The following is an 18593-nucleotide window of genomic DNA, read 5'->3' as shown; positions in this document are numbered from 1 at the left end:
AATGACGTTGGAAGGGCAGTTAGCGCCGATTCGCCGGATGCTGTTCATCGAGGCAGCGAAGCAGCCCGGGCGGTTCTCGATGGATGGGGAGCATTTTCACGATGCGTGGGAGATTTATTATCTGGTGTCCGGGGAACGGTGTTATTTCATCAAGGATCAAATCTATCGCATCGGTGCAGGCGATCTGGTGTTGATCCCGGTGAATGTGCTGCACAAGACATCGCCATCGGGGAAGCTGTCGCAGCCCCATGAGCGGATCCTGGTGAATTTCCGTACGGAGGTGGTGAGCGCGCTGCTGCCCGGGAGGGAGGAAGAGCTGGAGCAACTTTTTGCCAAGTATCCGGTTCTGCGTTTAAGCGCCGAGGAGCAGCAGCTTGTGCAACAGCTGTTAGCTCGTATGCTGGCAGAGCAGAAGCAGCAGGCAGGCGGATATGAGGAATATTGCCAACTGCTGCTGGCTGAGTTGCTGCTTAACCTGCTGCGCCTGGCGAACGCTCGGCCAAACCATGATGGGGAAGAAGGGGGCGGGAAACGCCCCTACCGGGAAATTGCTGAAGTCGCCCGCTACATCAATGCGCATTACGATGAGAATCTCAGCTTAAGCGATCTCGCCAATCGATTTCATCTCAGCCCGTATTACCTCAGCCATCTCTTCCCCAGAGTTACCGGGCTGACGCTGGTCGCTTACATTAACCGCGTCCGCATCGAGGAAGCCTGCGCGCTGCTGCGCGAAACGGAGCTGCCTGTGACCGAGATCGCGTACCGCGTTGGCTATCAAAGCGGCACCCACTTTGGCCGCGTGTTCAAGAAGGCCAAGGCGGTGTCGCCGCAAAGCTACCGGCGCGAGCAGCGGATGCTCAGCGGCGGGGCGGGGGTGCGGTAAAAGGGGAGTGGTACAGGTTAACGTAACGACCTTAACCCGCATCATCGCCGCTCTTCACTCGCGCTCGGTCAACGGCCGCTCTTCTACCGCGGGCACGGTTAACTCCACCATCGTGCCCAATCCCGGCTTGCTGCGCATCCGGAAGGTAAATTCGTGCTCATAGGTTAATCTCAAACGCTTGCACGTATTATACAGTCCGACATGCTCCGTCCGCTCCTCGTCGGAATGCAGCCGCTCCACGAGCTGGCGCAGCTCCTCTGGCGGGATGCCGCAGCCATTATCGATTACGGTAATGAGCAGCCGATCCTCCTTCCGCCGGAATTTCACCTTGATCAGGCCATGTCCGTCTTTTTCCTTAATGCCGTGGTAGATGCTGTTCTCAACCAAAGGCTGCAGCACCAGCTTGATCGTGTACAGGCGGGTGATCTCCTCCTCGTAGTCGAACTGGACGTCGAACTTGTTTTTGTACCTTTTTCGCTGGATATTGACGTAGCTGACGGTGTTAGCGATTTCTTCGCCCCAGGTGACGATTTTGGTCGGGTCGCTGAACGAGTAGGAGAGGATATCGGACAAGTCCTCGATCATCTCGCTGGCTTTGTTCGGCTTGCCGGTCAAGGCCACGGACTCCCAATACACCGAATGCAGCGTGTTGTACAAGAAATGCGGATTGATCTGCGATTGCAGCGCGAGCAGCTCCATGACCTGGAGGCGGTATTTTTTCTCCAGCAGCTGGGTTTTGATGTACCGGTGTTCGATAAAATGGGTGATCATGTTCTGGATGATATAGGAGTATTCGTCCCGAACCTTCAAAGGCGGCTTCAACGGCACGCAGCTGTCGTCGGCCGATTTGATCAAGGTGCGAATCATCTTGAGCTGCTTATAGTTGCGGCGGATCAGGTAAAACGTCAACGCAAATCCGCAGGCGACCGCGATCGCAGCGAACACCAGCGTGTAGTTGAAAATACGCGTTGGCGTTTTGTACAACTCGCTGTGCGGGATCACCGAGACGTACTTCCATTTGTACCGTTCGGATTCAACTTTGGTCACGTTCACCTTGCCCTGGGGCGTGTCCATATCGAAGAAGGACGCTGGATTTTCGGCAATGGACCGGATATCACTCTCCTGCAGCCTACCGCCGTGGTGGTTGGAGAAAATGATGTGGTTTTCCTCATCCAACACAAACAGCTGTTGGTCCGGGTACTTGGTGATATCGTCCAAAATGCTTTCGATATACTTCGGCTTAATGTTCAGGATGATTGCGATTTTCTGCGGTACCAGCACGTTATAGAAAGTGACAATCGGCGTCGCGTCCGATTCGAAATCGTAAAACTTGATGTTCCGCCGCGACGTCCATTTGGCCGGCGGTCCGGTATAGTCCATAAAAGCATCATACCAAGCGGTATCATAAAAATGATCCAGCGTCACCAGTCCCCCCACCGACGACAGGAAACGCTGATACGGGTTGTCGACGTACAGGTAAAAGGATTGGATATACGGTTTCGCGCTCGTAAATCCGTTGAGGAAGCTGGAGATAATCCGGTATGAAGTGGAGCTTTCGTAGGTGTAATGCGGATTTTTCAATACGGCCGAGAGTTCGTTGAAGATCGCGGTATTATCGTAAAGCGCCAGATACAGCGTATCGATTTCGTTTAGGATCATCTCCAGTTGGGTCTGCGATTGATGAAGCAGGAAGCTGCTGTTCTGGTTGATGTCTCGCTTGACGTCGTGTTGTGTCGTCAGGAAGGAAAGCGAGCCAAGCAGGACGATGGGCACGAGCAGCGGAACAAGAAACGCGGTCAGCTGTTTGGCGAAATATTTATCTCTCATGGGCTCGAGGGACCGTTTCGGAATTCGCTGGGCGTTTGACCGTAATAGCTTTTAAACGTCCGCGTGAAGTTTTTGGCGTTGCTGTAGCCGACTTTTTCGCTGATTTCGTAGGTTTTGTAGCTCACGTCCCGAAGCAGAGCGGCTGCCATTTCCATTTTTGTCTGCAGCACGTAGTCGGAGAAGTTTTGTCCGGTTTTTTGCTTGAAAAAGAAGCTAAGATAGTTGGCATTCATATGCACAAGCCTCGCGACCTCCTCAAGGGAGGCATTTTTATAGTTGGCTTTGACGTATTCCTTGATCTTCTGGATAATGAGGCTTTCGCCGCCTTGTCCGGGTGCGGAGGGGTTCGGCCCCAGATCTTGGTTTTCCGCAGCAGCCTCTGCTTCCAGTTCCTCTTTGATCTTGCCGAAAACATCCAATAGCACATGATATTTGGCCGGCTTCAGAATGTAGTTGATGACGCGAAAATGCAGGGCCTGCTGGGCATATTCAAAATCCCGGTATCCGCTGAGAAAGACGACCTTAATCTGCCGCCGGTGGTTGTACAGCTGCTCGGCCAGCTCGATCCCGGACATCACGGGCATCTTAATATCGGTCAGCACGATGTCAACGCGCTCGCCTTCGGCGATCAAACGGAGCGCTTCTTGGCCGTTGTTGGCCTGGCCGACGACCTGAAAGCCTACTTCGTTCCACGGAAAATAACTCGACAACGCTTCGCGCGTCTCCGCTTCGTCATCTACGATTAACAGGTTATACATTCGCTCACCCCGGCTTCTATGAAGTCAAATGTAATGGCATACATCGATTATAGCAGATCGCCCGAAATTGGTTGTAAGCGTTTAAACAACGGACCGCAAACATGTGAAAAAACGATTCTTTTTATAACAAGAAGATACCTTGGAGTAAAATTTCCGCGAAATGTGATACCTTTTTCTAAGGACAGCTACCTTATCGAAGGGCCGAAGCCGATTTTATAATAAAAGCGCTTACAAATTTAGTGAGTCCTAAGGGGGAAATGAATGATGGGAAGAAAAAAAGTTTGGGCGCTGGGCTTGGCCATGGCACTCCTTCTCGCACTTCTGAACGGCTGCTCATCCGGAGGGAACGAGGCGGCAAACAACACCTCCACTTCAGTCAATAACGGATCAAGCGAGAATGCCGGGGATACGGGGAATCCGGTGACCTTGCGTTTCAGCTGGTGGGGCGGCGAGGATCGTCATGCGGCTACGCTGGAGGCGATCGAGGCGTATAAGAAAATCGCGCCCAATGTCACCATCGAGGCGGAATATCAGGGCTTTGACGGATACGAGCAAAAGATCAAAACCCAGCTGACCAGCGGCACTTCGGCTGACATCATGCAGCTCGACCTGCCGTGGGTCCAGGAACTGGTGACGAAAGGCGACTTCTTCGTCGATCTGAAGACGGTGGGAGATTTCGATGCCACGGGGTTCGATCCGACGTTCCTGGACAACTTCGGCGTTTATGACGGCAAGCTGGTGGCAGTGCCAACCGGCGTTAACGCCTACTGCTTGATCATCAACAAGACGCTGGCCGATCAGTTAGGCATCCCGACGGACATTCAATGGGATTGGGATACGCTTTACGAGCAAGGCAAAAAGCTGCATGAAGCCGACAGCGGTAAATACCTGCTGCTGGCCGACCACGCGGCGTTAACCCAGGATTTCCGGACGATGCTGAAGCAGCGTACGGGCGAGCAATGGATCAAAGAGGACTATACCGTAGGCTTTACGAAGGAAGATGCGGTAGCCAGCTTCGAGTGGCTGCAGAAGGCGATGGAAGCGGGGGTGTACCAGCCGCTGGGTGAAGCCGACCTGTTCTTCGGGAAGCTCGATCAGAACCCGAAATGGATCAATCAAGAAATGCCGATGACCACGTCGATGAGCAGCACGCTGCCCACGTTGAAGACGGTACTGCCGGAAGGAACTGAAATTGTAACGGCGCTCCCGGCGATCGCCAAGGATGCCAAAAACACCGGCGTCGTCGTCCGTCCGTCGCAGCTGTTCGCGGTCAGCCAAAAAAGCCAACATCAAGAAGAAGCCGTGAAGTTCCTCAACTGGTTGATGAACGATCCAGAAGCGGCGGTGATCCTGGGCAGTGTCCGTTCGATTCCGCCTGTGAAGTCGTCGCAGCAAGCTGCCGTGGAAGCCGGCAAAATCGATCCGGCGATTACGAATGCGGTGGAGCTGGGGCTCGAGAACGCGGGTCTCGTGGACAACAGCATCTCTAACAACTCGGAGGTTGCAAAAATCCTTGAGGACGTCATTCAGAAGGTCAGCTATAACAAAGCCACGCCGGAGCAGGCCGCCGACGAGCTGATCGCCAGCTTAACGTCCAAATTGGCCGAAATTAAAGACCGTACTCAATAAACAGGTCGTAAGCGGTAGGAGGGAGAGGGTCCGTCATGATTAAACGCAAGCGGAACTATCAGTATGTCGGACTGCTGTACATTTCGCCATGGATCATCGGGTTATTGCTGTTCCAGTTGTATCCGTTCTTGTCTTCGTTTTATTACTCGTTTACGAATTACAACATGGTTAGCGCCCCGACATGGACGGGTTGGGACAATTACGTCAAAATTTTTACGGGGGACCCGGAGTTTTACCAGTCCCTGAAGGTCACTGGCATATACGTGGTGCTGGCCGTTCCGGTCAAGCTCGCCTTCGCCTTGTTTATCGCCATGCTGCTAAGCGCGAAGCTGAAGGGCATCAACTTCTTCCGCACGGTGTATTATCTCCCCTCCATCCTGGGGGGGAGCGTGGCGATCTCCGTCCTCTGGCGTTTCCTGTTCATGAAGGAAGGGGTCGTGAACGCCATGTTGGCCCGGCTCCATCTCGGTCCGGTCGATTGGCTGGGCAGCCCGGATGTGGCCCTGTATACGCTGGGCTTGCTGACCGTGTGGCAGTTCGGCTCTTCGATGGTGTTATTTTTGGCCGGTCTTCAGCAAATTCCGAGCGAACTGTATGAGGCCGGATCGATTGACGGCGCCTCCAAAACGCGAATGTTCTTCAAAATCACCATTCCGCTCCTGACGCCTATCGTCTTGTTCAACCTGGTGATGCAGATGGTCAATGCGTTCCAGGAGTTCACCGGTGCCTTTGTCATTACCGGAGGGGGACCGCTGAAATCGACTTATCTGTACGCGTTGAAGCTGTACGAAGAAGCTTTTACTTTCTTCAACATGGGTTATGCGTCGGCGTTGTCCTGGGTGCTGTTCGTGATCATCATGGGCGTGACGGCGGTTATTTTCAAGAGCTCGGGCAGCTGGGTGCATTATGAGGATGGGGGGCGATGACATGAGAGCAGGCGTTAGTTTGAAAAAAACATGGGCGAACTACCTCTTTCTGATCGTGCTCGGTTTCATCATGGTGTATCCGCTGCTGTGGTTGTTCGCTTCTTCGTTCAAGACCAATGCGGACATCTTTGGCTCAACGAAGCTGCTGCCAAGCAGCTACGTGTGGGATGCCTACTCACTGGGCTGGCAGGGCACGGGCCAATACGGGTTCCAGGACTTCTTCGTGAACACGTTTATCTTGGTCGTGCCAACCGTGTTGTTTACGATCCTCTCCAGCGTGTTGGTGGCGTACGGGTTCGCTCGGTTTCATTTCCCATTGAAGACATTGCTGTTCTCCATCATGATCGCCACCTTGATGCTGCCCAACGCTTCGATCATGATTCCCCGGTACATTTTGTTTAATAAGCTAGGGTGGCTGGATTCGTACCTGCCGTTTATCATCCCGGCGGCCTTCGCCACCGGCGCGTTCTTCGTCTACCTGATGATCCAGTTCATCCGCGGCTTGCCTCGGGATCTGGACGAAGCGGCGACGATCGACGGGTGCAACTCGTTTACGGTGTTGACCCGGGTGCTGCTGCCGCTGTGCAAACCGGCGATCTTCTCGGTGGGGATTTTCCAGTTCATGTGGACGTGGAACGACTTCTTCAACTCGATTATCTACATCAGCAGCGTGCGGAAGTTCACCGTGTCGCTGGGGCTGCGCTTGTCGCTGGACGCCTCGTCCGCGGTCTCCTGGAACCAGGTCATCGCGATGTCGGTCGTCAGCATCGTACCGTGCATTCTGCTGTTCTTCCTAGCTCAGAAATACTTCGTTGAGGGGATTTCGACAACGGGGTTGAAGGGGTAAAAAATAAAATCCCCTCCGTCCAAAACCGGAGGGGATAATGACTTATTTAAAGAAGTTCGGCAAATACTCTTTGTTCGCTTCCAGCATTTCATCGAGCAACTTGATGGCGACGCCGACGGATGGAACCAGCGGGGTGACCACGCAGTTAACCTCGATGCTGGCGTCGTCCGGTAGAAAATCGAGGATGCCATTGTTAGCCACGTTCAGCGTCTGAATTTCGTTCTTACCGTTATACAGCGAACACATCAGGTTTACCGCGGCCTCCGAGTAGTAAGCACCGCCGCGTTGCTCCAGCTGCTTCGGCTTCTCCTTCAGCTCGACATCGCTGTAGAGCTCGAACCGCTCTTCTTCAACGCGCTTGACGACCTCGGCGCGGTTTTCCCCTTTCTTCAGAGATTCCAACTGCTCCTCGAGCATTTCGTCCGTCATGTAAAAATACTTCAACCAGTGCAGGTGATTCAGGCCAACGAATTCCGCATACACCCGGTCCGGGGTCACGCCGTACTTACTGGATACTCGCTTGATTAAGCCGATTGGAGCGTTACAAAGGCCGATGCTCTTCACGGGATACGGGTTGCAGCCGGCCGCGTTCGTGCCGGTGCCGCAAATCAGGGTTGTCAGAGAAGGAGTTGGGGATTTACGGCTGTCCTATGTAATGTAAGATCACATCTAAAAAATGAAAAACCAGCCCTTATTTTCGCCACGCTAGGCGGATCAGGGCTGGCTGGTTATCCACTTTAAACGGTGGGATAGGGGGGCGGGGTCATAAATCCGTCGATTTCGAGCGCTTTTTTCTCGATCTCCTCACGGGTTAAGATGCCCTTCTCTATAAGCAACTCCATGATGGCGCTTAAGGTCACGAGCTGGTGATAATGCTCTTCCTTCATATCCGCCAGCTTGGCGAGTACATTCACTTCGTTCATCGGCGTGGAATAATAGGAATCCATCTGATTACCTCCTTCAGGCAGCCGTGCAAGGCACACGGTTGAATGATTTTTCTTTTGGTTTGCGATGGGTATAGCCCACGGGATGTGGGTAAAATTGCCGTTTTTTCCCTGATAGAAATCTGCTTCTAAACCATCAAAATATGGTAAAATAAATCTATCAATCTATCGCATTAATATAGTGTAGTCATGGGCAAGGTCAAACATTCCAGTTTTCAGAAAAAAAAGCGGTAAACTTCTCAAATTCCAGGCAACCTATCTTCGGTTCATGACGTTAATAAAATTAAGGATACGCATGAATATGGCTTTGCTGTAATGGCATAAAGTTGAAGGGGATCTTTGCCTGGGGCAGATGGCATGTCGATGCCAGGCCTTTTGGGAAGGCATGATGGAGGGGGAGAATAGAGATGGGATGGTTTGACGATGACTTTTATTCCACCAAGGTTCCGGGGCGTATGCGCTTGTCCGAAGGCGGCAGCTTGCGGCGTTGGCGCGGTAGGCCGCGTAGGCATCGCCTGGAGCTGTCCACGCTGCAGATCTCTTTAATCTCTTCCGTTCTTAGTGCGGTAGTGGCCGTGCTGTTATTCAGTTTCATTACGGGGCTTCCTTCTTCATCGAACCGCCATGTTGCAACCAGCAGTGCGGTGTTGCTCTCGGATGCCGGCGATCCTTATGACCGGATCAGCGCGGCGGCGGCCAAAGTGGCGCCCGCTGTGGTGAGCATCCTCAATCATGGGGAGCTGTCGGATGGCGATCCGGAGCAGGCGGCGCTGGGTTCGGGTGTGATTTTTAAGAAGGAGAAAGGAAAGGCCTTCATTATAACGAATACGCATGTCATTAGCGGTGCAAGCGATCTGGAAATTGTGACGAGCGACGGAGCCTCGCGTAAGGCAGAGGTTGTCGGACAGGATTCGATCAACGATATTGCGGTGCTGGCCATCGACGGACAAGGCATCGATACGGTGATCGAGCTAGGTGATTCGAAGAAGCTGCGGGCCGGAGAAACGGTCATTGCCGTCGGCAATCCGCTGGGCCTTGGAGGGACTCTGACCTCCGGCATCGTGAGCTATACCAGCCGGATGATTCCGGTGTCGCTGAACCAGGATGGCGTGTACGACTGGGAGCAGGAAGTGATCCAGACGGACGCGGCGATTAATGAGGGGAACAGCGGCGGAGCGCTGGTTGATTTGAACGGCCGGCTGATCGGCATCAATACGATGAAGATTTCCGATACGGGCGTTGAGGGATTGGGTTTTGCCATCCCGGTGAATGAAGTGATGAAGACGGTCGACGATTTGCTCCTGCACGGCAAGGTAGTTCGTCCTTATATGGGCGTGTACACGTTGGACCTCAACAACCGCTATTCTCCGATCACTGACGAACAGCGTGAGGATCTCAACCTGCCGAACCATGTCACCGCAGGAGTGATCGTCTTGGAGGCCCATGGCCCAGCGCTGAAAGCGGGACTGAAATTAAACGATGTCATTACCCAGCTCGACAAGCAACCGATCAAATCGACGTTGGAATTGCGCCGGTACTTGTATGAGCATAAGAAGATCGGGGATGAGTTGGAGGTTACGTACTACCGTGACGGCAAGCTGGAGAAAGTGACCTTGGAGCTGACCGATAAGCCGTCGGAGGCGGAAATCGAACAAGGATTAGACGATAACGAATAAACATATTCCATGGAGAGATTCCGAAGTCATGACAGACGTAGATAGAAGCGACTGGAGTGGGGGAGGAATCTCTTTTTTTGCGGGGAGCTGAAGGAGGATGGAGATGAACGGAACCTATTCGTTTTCGGGTAAGGATCGGCGTCACCTGTTAGAGCAAATGGCCAATCCGGCTGAGCCGCTGGACCTGTTGGTCGTGGGCGGCGGGATTACCGGGGCTGGAATCGCCCTCGATGCGGCGGCGCGGGGGATGCGGGTGGGTCTTGTGGAGATGCAGGACTTTGCCGCGGGAACATCAAGCCGTTCGACGAAGCTAGTCCATGGCGGCTTGCGTTACCTGAAGCAACTGGAGATCGGCGTTGTGGCGGAGGTAGGGCGCGAGCGGGCGATCGTCTACGAGAACGGCCCGCATGTGACAACGCCGGAATGGATGCTGCTGCCGATTTATCGGGGCGGGACGTTTGGCCGGTTCAGCACGTCGCTGGGGTTGCGCGTGTACGACTTCCTCGCGGGGGTGAAGCGCGGGGAGCGGCGCAGCATGCTGTCGGCGGCGGAGACGCTGGCGAAAGAGCCGCTGCTGAAGCAAGACGGTCTGCTGGGCGGCGGGTACTATGTGGAGTACCGCACGGACGACGCCCGTCTGACCCTTGAAGTGCTCAAGGAAGCAGCGGCTCGTGGAGCGATGCCGGTCAACTATACCAAGGTGACCGGGTTTCGGTACGAAGGCGCGCAGCTGGTGGGCGCTGAGGTGACGGATCTGGCCGAGGGGCGGACATATGAGTTGCGCGCCCGGAAGATCGTCAATGCGGCGGGCCCGTGGGTGGATGCGCTGCGCGAGATGGACGGGTCAAAGCAGGGCAAAATGCTGCAGCTGACCAAAGGCGTGCACCTGGTGTTCGACCAGGGGCGGTTTCCGTTGCGGCAGGCGGTTTATTTTGATACGCCGGATGGCCGCATGGTGTTTGCGATTCCGCGCGATGGCAAGACCTACGTGGGCACAACGGACACAGTGTACCACGGCGAGATTCATCATCCGCGGATGACGGAGGCGGATCGCGATTATATCTTGGGTGCGATTGACAGCATGTTTCCCGGGCTGGCGATCACGGCGGCGAACGTGGAATCCAGCTGGGCCGGCGTGCGGCCGCTTATCTACGAGGAGGGCAAATCGCCTTCGGAAATTTCCCGCAAGGATGAAATTTGGGAGTCCGCGTCCGGCCTGATCACGATTGCTGGCGGCAAGCTGACCGGCTACCGCAAGATGGCGGAGCTGGTCGTGGACCGCGTGGCCGCCAAGCTGATGCGGGAATACGGCCGGAGCTTCACGCCCTGCGCAACCCGGCTGCTGCCGATCTCCGGCGGGCAGGTGGGCGGCTCGCAGGGACTGCTCGGCTTCGTGGCACGCAAGGCGCTGGAAGCGGCGGAGCGTGGCATCCCGAAGGATCTTGCCGCTAAATGGGCGGCTAGATATGGATCCAACGTGGACCGGCTGTTGGCTTTGGCCGACGATGCTGCGGCTACGGGCGAGCCAGCCGACTCGGCCGGTGCAGCCCGGCTCCCGCTGGAGGTGGCTGTTCCGCTGAGGTATGCCCTGGAAGCGGAGATGGCGATGACGCCGGTGGATTTTTTTGTGCGGAGAACAGGGGCTTTGTTATTTGATATCGCATGGGTACGGCGGTGGAAGGAGCCGGTCGTCGATGCGATGGCCCGGTATTTCGACTGGCCGGAGGACGTGAAGCGCCGGCGGGCGGAGGAGCTGGAGCAGGCGTTGACGGAGGCGGTTTTCCCTATAAACGAAGAGTAAATCATTTGATAATCAGCATGTAAATGCAAATAAATGTAAAAAACTGCTGCAAGGATTTTCTCCTCGATCTGTCGAATTACATCGAAAAGAGCAAGCCAAAAGATCGAGGATGGAAAGAGGGCAGGGGTTCATGAAGAATGAAATGAAGCGCGGGATTCGCGGATTGGTGATTCTCGCGGGGGTCGGAGCCGCCTGGTTGGCTGCGGGATCCGCGGTACAAGCGGCTGCGGTGAACTTTAAAGATGTACCGGCAACCCATTGGGCGTATGACAATGTCATGTGGGCGAAGAACAATGGAGTGACCGACGGGTATCCGGATGGCACGTTCCGCCCAGCACAGTCGGTGACGGAAGCGGAGTTTCTAAGCATGCTGGTGCGGGCCTATCCCGAGATTAAGCTGGATCAGGTGAAAGAGCAGGAGGCCTGGTATACGCCATATTACAACTTGGCCTCTGAATTGGCATGGCCGGTGAGCGATAAGCCGAATGAGCCGATTACACGCGGTTCCGTGGCTCGGTTGATGGCGGCTTTTTATGGGCAGAGCTTAAGTGAAGATGAGGCAGTCCAATGGATTCTGGCACAAGGCTTGGCTCAAGGGAAGAATGGTGCCGGTGTGGAAGGCTTCGCGCCTAAGGATGCGTTGTCGCGGGCGGAAGCGCAGACGTTCCTGTATCGGTTGAAGCTGACGCTGCCTAAGGCGACCAGCCCGGATTTGATCAAACCGGAAATCCAGCTGAAGGGCGTGGGTATCGGCGATTCGACAGAACGCGTGATTGAGCTGCTCGGCGAGCCGGCGCGCAAGGATGTTACGAACTATGGACTGGAATGGTACATCTATAATAAGGATTACAAGCATTATACGCAGGTTGGCGTAGCGGACGGCAAGGTTGTTGGCTTGTTTGGTAATCATGACGAGTGGCAGTTTGCGCCTGATGCGGAGAAAGGGCTGGAGAACCTGCGGATCAGCCTGGCGAGTATTTGGAAGAAGAGCGAGCGTCCGCCGCGGGAGTATGTCGAGACGTATACGCCGAGAGGGTTGTACATCAACCTGTATTTGGATAAGCACGAGAAGTACCGCGTGGACGGCGTGCTGCTGATGGACCAAAAGTTTACGGAGAGCCATGTGTATGCGCCGAATACACCGGAGTCGCTTAAGGCGACGGAGCGGGAGATTTTTGACCTGACCAATTCGTTCCGGGCGCAACGAGGCTTAGGCGTGCTGAGCTGGAATGAATCGGTGGCTGAGGTGGCGCGCGGGCATAGTCGGGATATGGCGGAACGGAATTATTTTGAGCATGATAATCCTGAGGGGAAGTCGGCCGGTGACCGCATGATGGCTCGCGGGATTCCGCAGTTCCGGGCTTGGGGTGAAAATATCGCCGCCGGTTACCTGGATGCCATCGACGGACATTATGGCTGGCTGAACTCCTGGGGTCACCGGGAGAATATGCTGGAGCCTGTATTCACGATGCTGGGTGTGGGTGCGGTAGATGGGCTCAGCAGCAGCGATTACAGAACGTACTACACGCAAAACTTCTATACGCCGTTGTAAACCTGTTCGGCCTTCTCTGCCTGTTCGGTTGGGTTGGCCAGCAGGGGAGGGACCGCTTGCCGGAAGTGACGGGGGCGGTTCCTTTTTTGCACGGAGTATGGTAGAAAAGATAAAGGACAACCTGTTAATACGTAAGTCGGCCGCAGGAGTGCGGTACAGAGAAAGGATGCTTTGACTATGTACGTCGTTTGCAAAGATCATGTGGAACTGGCCATCGATATGTTCGTGGATGAGTTTGAGGATGCCCCGGATGTGGTCGATTTGGAGCACACCAAGTTTATTGATTGGGAGCCGCCGGTGAAATGTCAGGAATGTGACCAGGAGGCGCGGTTTTTGGTGGTGTAAGTGCGGGGCAGGTGAAGGTGCTGGACCGGTGTCAGGTGACTGACAGGTGACTGGCGAGGCACACAACGGAATGAGACACAAAGAAACGGGGCGACGGCATGGGATGCGGGCCCCGCTTGTTTTTTTAGATATCTGAGTTTATGGACTTTGGACGGACGATAACGGAGGGTGTTACGGTGCAGATTCAAATCGTGGCGGTTGGCAAATTGAAGGAAAAATATCTGGTCCAGGGCATTGCGGAATACGCCAAACGCCTGGCGCCTTATGTGAAATTCCAAGTCGTGGAGGTGCCCGACGAGAAAGCGCCGGAGACGCTGAGCGAGGCGGAGCTCATCGGCGTGAAGGAGCGCGAGGGTGAACGCATCCTCGCGCAGATCAAGAGCGATGCGCATGTTATCGCGCTCGCGATTGACGGCCAGCTCTGGAGCTCGGAGGAGCTGGCCGCGGAGATCGACCGGCTCGGCACCTACGGGACGAGCCATGTCGTGTTCGTCATCGGCGGGAGCCACGGGCTCGCCGATGCGGTACTCCGCCGTGCGCAGCAGCGGCTGTCGTTCGGGCGCATGACGCTGCCCCACCAGCTCATGCGCCTGGTGCTCACCGAGCAGATTTATCGCGCGGTGAAGATCAATCGGGGGGAGCCGTATCACAAATGAGTCGAAATTTTCACACCCGGCTAGCGGGTACTCGCGCCATCGGTCGAGCGGCTCCGTCTGGTACTTGGCGTAGGGGAACTTGGACATGTGTTGGTCGAAGTGATCGTTGATGTAGGTGACGATTGCTTTCTTCCCTGTTTTCGCTGATGGCGAAGGTCATAGTGGTGAGTCCTCCTTGCTTGGGGTGTGTTCCGGACTTGTTGTGTTGTTATGCGATCAAGGCTAGAACTTTTTGCCACGACCGTTACTGAACTTGCTGAAGATTGCCTGTCGGAAAATTGAGAGATATAATGTAAATAGGGACTGATGTCCCTATACTAAACTACGGGTAAGTCCGTAGGCTAGTGCAGTTTGAGGAGTGACTCATAAATAACATGAGTCAGCTAAATACCCCTTGTTTGGGGACTAAGGATACCAGGCGAAGCTTGGTGAATGCGCTCGTTAAGAGCGGAGGAGATGACGAAGAAGTCGGTCAAAAGGTATTGTGGAAGAGTAGGTAATTTACTTTCTACAGGAGTGTAATTTGAAAATCATGTTCTGCCCTAGTCTCGGTACGTACCCCATGAACTCATGGAGGTTACGTATGAGAAGGAAACGGAAGAACAAAGGCAAGATGCGCGATATCATTGAGCAGTATCTGATTGGAGTGGTAATAAGTCTAACAGCTGGCTTATTGCTTCACTTCATTCAGAGGCACTGGTAATAGGCGCATAGTAAAGGAGAGGGGTGTGCGCAGCCCCTCTCCTTTACTATGCGCCTAAGAGTTCCTAATCACTTTCTTTACAATTAATCCGTGTGAATAGCCGTAAACAAAGATGTTTTTGACACTTCTATAATTCGCCGTTTAAGTGATAAGGTGAGCCGTATCATAAATAGTTGTAAAGCAGAGGATCCCCATCTCCGAAATTGATGGATTAATTGGTGAGTGTATGAATCAATCGGAATCAATAGTTGAAAATGACGATAAGAAAAGGAAACTTGCTGTGATAGCCAGCGCGGAGAGCCGCATCACAAGAAGAAATAGTTGATACTATCTGCTTTCTGTATATTCATTCAGACTCTAAAGAGTCAAGGGGTTCGAAAAAGTTTTCAAAACAAGTTGAACCCTTATGTTACTAACAAAAAAAGGAGGATTTCATATGGAGAAACTGCATCAGTACATTGAAGATTTGACAGAAGCTTCGAGGAATGGAAAACTAGTATTTTTCGTTGGTGCAGGGCTTTCAACACTTTCAGGGTACCCGCAATGGTGGGAATTGGTGGATAAATTCTATATAGAATTATACGGAAGACCGAAGGAAAGCCAATATTCATCCGACGAATATTTACTAATTCCACAGATCTTCTACGATGTGAAAGGCCAAGGAGAATTTGATAGAATTCTTGAAGATGTATTTTCAGTGGATAGGCCTATAAATCCAATACATGATAAGATTCTTGCTATGAACCCAGTGCATATCATCACGACAAACTACGATAACTTGATTGAAACGGCATGTTGGAAACGAGGACGGTATTTCAGTGTGGTGAGCGCCGAGGAGGATGTTGCGAAAGCGACTTCCTCTAGATATTTGCTAAAAGTGCATGGTGATTTCAGACGTGGTTACCAAGGAAAAAATGTCGTATTGAAGGAAATCGACTATTTGAATTACGAACACAATTATCCACTGATTAGTAATCTCATGAAGACAATTATGGCTACCCATACCATCGTATTCATAGGATACGGTTTAGGGGACTATAATATCAAACTGTTGCTTAACTGGGTCAAGAAATTACAGAATGATGAATATATCAAACCTTTTTTTATTAGGACAGATCCTCAACCAATTGAAAAAAACACTGCTGTATATTATGAAAGCAAAGGACTTCGCATCATTGATGCGGCCAGTATTGGACAGAGTGACGAAAAGGAATACATGAAGCGCTATAGTGCAGTAATGGATCTTCTCATTGAGTCAAGAGAAAATGGACTACTTTCAAAAGACGATGAAGTCGTTGAATACATTTACAAAAAGCTAAGCCCATTGTTTCTGCTACAGTCTGTTCGGAAGCTTGATCTCAAACACGTTTTTGAATATGATTACCATTTTGAAGTGAATGGTCTAGTTGTTCGAAACAAGAACAAGGGATTCCCATATATGGAGCGATTCTTTGAGCTCAAAGAAAAAGGACAAAATAACCTTTCCAAAAATTTCAAGAAGAAATTTGAAGAAATAATAGTTTTTTTTGAACGAAACGGTATTCTCTGTATGTTGAAGAATGCGGGTAGCAGAATTGCAACTAAATTTAGTATCGAAAGTCCGGCTTACCATGGCAATTATGACGAAATGGAACGAATTATCAAATTAGCATCAAGCAATCTTGAAGATGATTACAGAAGAGCGTTTTACTTAGCATGTCTTGGCAAATGGGAAGACGCATACAACCTCTATTCAGATATACTTTTAAGGTCAATAGATGAATCAAATTGGTGGATACATTACCTATCGCAGATAAACAGATATCGACTATATCAGAGCATTACACAAGCAACTAAGCAACTTGAGAGTATTGGTATTCTAGCGTATGGAAGAATATTTAAGCCATTTTCGGATGAATTTATAAGCAGAATTGAAAGGGAAATGAAAAATTTCAATATTGATGATGTCTACGGTGGTATGCCATATGAATTCCAGCAGAAATACCGAATTCTTGAATTTCTTAGTGACCACCAATTTTTATATGATGATATAGTCAAGCTATTTGAATTGACTAATAAGGTCCGCTCCGAAATGAGCAAAGGTACTTATTCTTTTGGAAGTCTGACGTCTGACGTTGAGGTACAATGCCGACTTAACGAAAACCTCCGCTTCCTGTATGAAAATTGCCTGTGGCTAGCAGCGTTTAAAGAGTTCAAGCAATACATGAGAAACTCACTGATGTTACTATTTGAAAAAGCAGAGTATGATAAAACTCGTGATATCGATGAATTTGGAATCTCTATGGGAGTGTCAGGTTTCTATGTTGATTATTATGACTTTGTTAATGTGGTGAGATCTTTCAGTATTGATGACATTAAGCACATCGAACGTGTTTGTAAGATCGAACGATTCGAATTTCGAGACAGAGAGAAAATCGAAGAATATTTGATACGAATTGCCGATGAGATTATTAAGCAGTTCTCCAATAATGACATGGATATTGTTTTCTATACACAATTGATCTCAGAAGCTAAGGTTGCTTTTTATTTCGCAAGATACGTAAAACTCTCTGCGAAAGCGCTTATAAAAATATTTAAGGCATTGTTATTTTATTTTCCAGAAAGGGATTTGGATACCGGGAAGAGATACTTGTATTGCCAGAGACTTATTGTAGGAAGTGGAAAGCTTAATGAATTAATTCCCATCCTTGAAGAATTTCTAATACAACGAGCTTATAAACATATAAATTGCGAGTTCTCTGAAGAATCAACAAATGGCCTAAGCTCAGGTTATTTCGGAAATTTAATCCGACATCTTGATAATACGTATGTTTCGTATGAATTGTCCAAGTATGCACTAGCTCTTTCAGAAGAAACGAAGAATCAGATTGATTTCATATATCGTTTGTTGCCAATCTTATCAAGCGATGCAAGAAACCATATCTTAGGTCTAAAAAAAGTAGAAGATATTGCTGGATTATTTGACGGTTTTATAATTGGTGCAATTGAGAATATTTCAGAATATCAAGATTTGATTATTGAATATATGGAAGATTGGAAACTGAAAGTTTTGGAAGATAGAAAAAGGAATCTTATCAAACTATCTGGAAACAATGATTATTTTGTGCAATTTGGTATTCTTTACTTCCTTGGAGAGTTGACCGATATTAGAATGAAAGACTATCGGGGTGTCGACGACGAATATGATATGTTCGTCAGTCCTGAATCATTCGATTTCACTAAGTTTAGGCCTTCATGGCTGAAAAACTATGATGATGTATTGTTAGGGAAGATTGCTCAAAATGAACACATGCGCCCTCATGTTATTGATATGCTAAAGGAACGCATTAAGAACACAAAAGATAGAAGATATATCGAGATATTTTTGGATTATTTTTCGACATAATGAAAATGAAAGAACACTATGGAGGCATATTAATAATTTTATAAACTTCATCTTTAAGGGTTCTGAAAACTCTCTTGACATAGTCATTCGTACAACGGTGACGAAACCATAGAACGATTAGATATTTGTAAAGCTGCAGGTAAAAGCATTGAGTCCGTCAGGGGGAACCTTATGAAAAACACTTGATTGCTTATGCAATTATAATCAAATCATTCATCCATAACTTTTTTCGGAAGGGACTTATGAGCGGAATCGCAAGGACACTGGAGCCCCCTTATTACGCGGTTATTTTCACATTTGAAAGAACAGAAGGGGATCAGGGACATGCCGAAATGGCTTGGGGATTACGGAATCCTATTGGGAATCTCTCGAATCGATGCCAACGTTCTCCCCATCGTGTCAACTCATATAAAAATGTTACCGAAGGATAATGGTTCACTCACGTAATTTTGTTACCCAGTGGAGGCTGTTACATAGCCTCCACTGGGCGCGTAGCGGAGGCAGGCGTCACGGGTTGGGAAAGCAGCGCTTCCAACTGATTGTGTAATGCAAGCGGATCTTGGGAAGTCTGATACGCCTGTAACCGTTGGGTTTGTTCTGGTCGTAGCACGCCCAATTCGATTAACCGGGCAACGGGTGTTTTGGCCGTGTCGAATGTTTT

General features: G+C 50.8%; 13 protein-coding genes and 3 pseudogenes. 11 read left to right on the top strand and 5 right to left on the bottom strand.

Annotated elements, in window-relative coordinates; genetic code table 11:
• Nucleotide 1: 1 nt before the first annotated feature.
• A complete protein-coding gene (locus M891_RS0114005) occupies nucleotides 2-883 on the top strand; it encodes an AraC family transcriptional regulator (RefSeq protein WP_051417006.1) in 882 nt (293 codons plus the stop codon).
• Nucleotides 884-937: 54 nt separating this feature from the next.
• On the opposite strand, the gene M891_RS0114000 is transcribed toward M891_RS0114005, so the two are convergent.
• The gene (locus tag M891_RS0114000; protein ID WP_028539284.1) at nucleotides 938-2710 is read right to left on the bottom strand and encodes a sensor histidine kinase; all 1773 of its coding nucleotides are present in this window, start codon (nucleotides 2708-2710) and stop codon (nucleotides 938-940) included.
• Nucleotides 2707-3468, bottom strand: coding sequence for a response regulator transcription factor (locus M891_RS0113995; protein WP_009223386.1), 762 nt, complete (start codon nucleotides 3466-3468; stop codon nucleotides 2707-2709). Before M891_RS0113995 ends, M891_RS0114000 begins: the two co-directional genes overlap by 4 nt.
• Nucleotides 3469-3732: 264 nt before the next feature.
• On the opposite strand from M891_RS0113995, the gene M891_RS0113990 reads away from it, so the two are divergent.
• The 3 genes from M891_RS0113990 to M891_RS0113980 are packed head-to-tail and all read left to right on the top strand — an operon-like array spanning nucleotide 3733 to nucleotide 6870.
• Nucleotides 3733-5097: an ABC transporter substrate-binding protein gene (locus tag M891_RS0113990; protein ID WP_232228347.1), complete on the top strand. Its 1365-nt coding sequence runs from the start codon at nucleotides 3733-3735 to the stop codon at nucleotides 5095-5097.
• Between the two features lie 35 nt (nucleotides 5098-5132).
• Nucleotides 5133-6023, top strand: coding sequence for a carbohydrate ABC transporter permease (locus M891_RS0113985; RefSeq protein WP_009223388.1), 891 nt, complete (start codon nucleotides 5133-5135; stop codon nucleotides 6021-6023).
• A 1-nt stretch (nucleotide 6024) separates the two neighbouring features.
• Nucleotides 6025-6870 carry a carbohydrate ABC transporter permease gene (locus tag M891_RS0113980; protein ID WP_050769681.1) on the top strand — a complete coding sequence of 282 codons (846 nt, stop codon included), beginning with the start codon at nucleotides 6025-6027 and terminating at the stop codon, nucleotides 6868-6870.
• Nucleotides 6871-6912: 42 nt separating this feature from the next.
• On the opposite strand, the pseudogene M891_RS0113975 reads toward M891_RS0113980, so the two are convergent.
• Both M891_RS0113975 and M891_RS0113970 read right to left on the bottom strand, forming a co-directional pair.
• Nucleotides 6913-7434: pseudogene (locus M891_RS0113975) on the bottom strand (6-phospho-beta-glucosidase); the annotation flags it as partial.
• A gap of 173 nt (nucleotides 7435-7607) precedes the next feature.
• On the bottom strand, nucleotides 7608-7817 hold the full coding sequence (locus M891_RS0113970) for a hypothetical protein (RefSeq protein ID WP_016314543.1): 210 nt from the start codon (nucleotides 7815-7817) through the stop codon (nucleotides 7608-7610).
• Nucleotides 7818-8221: 404 nt separating this feature from the next.
• On the opposite strand from M891_RS0113970, the gene M891_RS0113965 reads away from it, so the two are divergent.
• The 7 genes and pseudogenes from M891_RS0113965 to M891_RS25835 all read left to right on the top strand — a co-directional run.
• Nucleotides 8222-9490 carry a S1C family serine protease gene (locus M891_RS0113965; RefSeq protein WP_028539280.1) on the top strand — a complete coding sequence of 423 codons (1269 nt, stop codon included), beginning with the start codon at nucleotides 8222-8224 and terminating at the stop codon, nucleotides 9488-9490.
• Between the two features lie 103 nt (nucleotides 9491-9593).
• On the top strand, nucleotides 9594-11291 hold the full coding sequence (locus tag M891_RS0113960; RefSeq protein ID WP_028539279.1) for a glycerol-3-phosphate dehydrogenase/oxidase: 1698 nt from the start codon (nucleotides 9594-9596) through the stop codon (nucleotides 11289-11291).
• Nucleotides 11292-11421: 130 nt separating this feature from the next.
• Entirely contained in the window at nucleotides 11422-12843 is a 1422-nt protein-coding gene (locus tag M891_RS0113955; protein WP_028539278.1) for a CAP-associated domain-containing protein, read from the top strand.
• 177 nt (nucleotides 12844-13020) lie between these two features.
• Nucleotides 13021-13188, top strand: coding sequence for a CxxH/CxxC protein (locus M891_RS24985; RefSeq protein WP_009223395.1), 168 nt, complete (start codon nucleotides 13021-13023; stop codon nucleotides 13186-13188).
• A gap of 176 nt (nucleotides 13189-13364) precedes the next feature.
• Complete coding sequence (rlmH, locus tag M891_RS0113945) at nucleotides 13365-13844, top strand: 23S rRNA (pseudouridine(1915)-N(3))-methyltransferase RlmH (protein WP_028539277.1); 480 nt, start codon at nucleotides 13365-13367, stop codon at nucleotides 13842-13844.
• Nucleotides 13845-14983: 1139 nt separating this feature from the next.
• Nucleotides 14984-17932, top strand: a complete 2949-nt coding sequence (locus M891_RS0113935; protein ID WP_028539276.1) for an SIR2 family protein — start codon at nucleotides 14984-14986, stop codon at nucleotides 17930-17932.
• A gap of 242 nt (nucleotides 17933-18174) precedes the next feature.
• Nucleotides 18175-18270: pseudogene (locus M891_RS25835) on the top strand (antibiotic biosynthesis monooxygenase); the annotation flags it as partial.
• Between the two features lie 131 nt (nucleotides 18271-18401).
• Here the strand turns inward: M891_RS25835 and M891_RS25830 are convergent.
• A pseudogene (locus tag M891_RS25830) lies at nucleotides 18402-18593 on the bottom strand (DDE-type integrase/transposase/recombinase); the annotation flags it as partial.

Source organism: Paenibacillus sp. J14 (genome assembly GCF_000518465.1).
Taxonomy (GTDB): Bacteria; Bacillota; Bacilli; order Paenibacillales; family Paenibacillaceae; genus Fontibacillus; species Fontibacillus barengoltzii.
The sequence above is the reverse complement of the archived record's forward strand: the minus strand, read 5'-3'. Positions and strand labels throughout refer to the sequence as shown.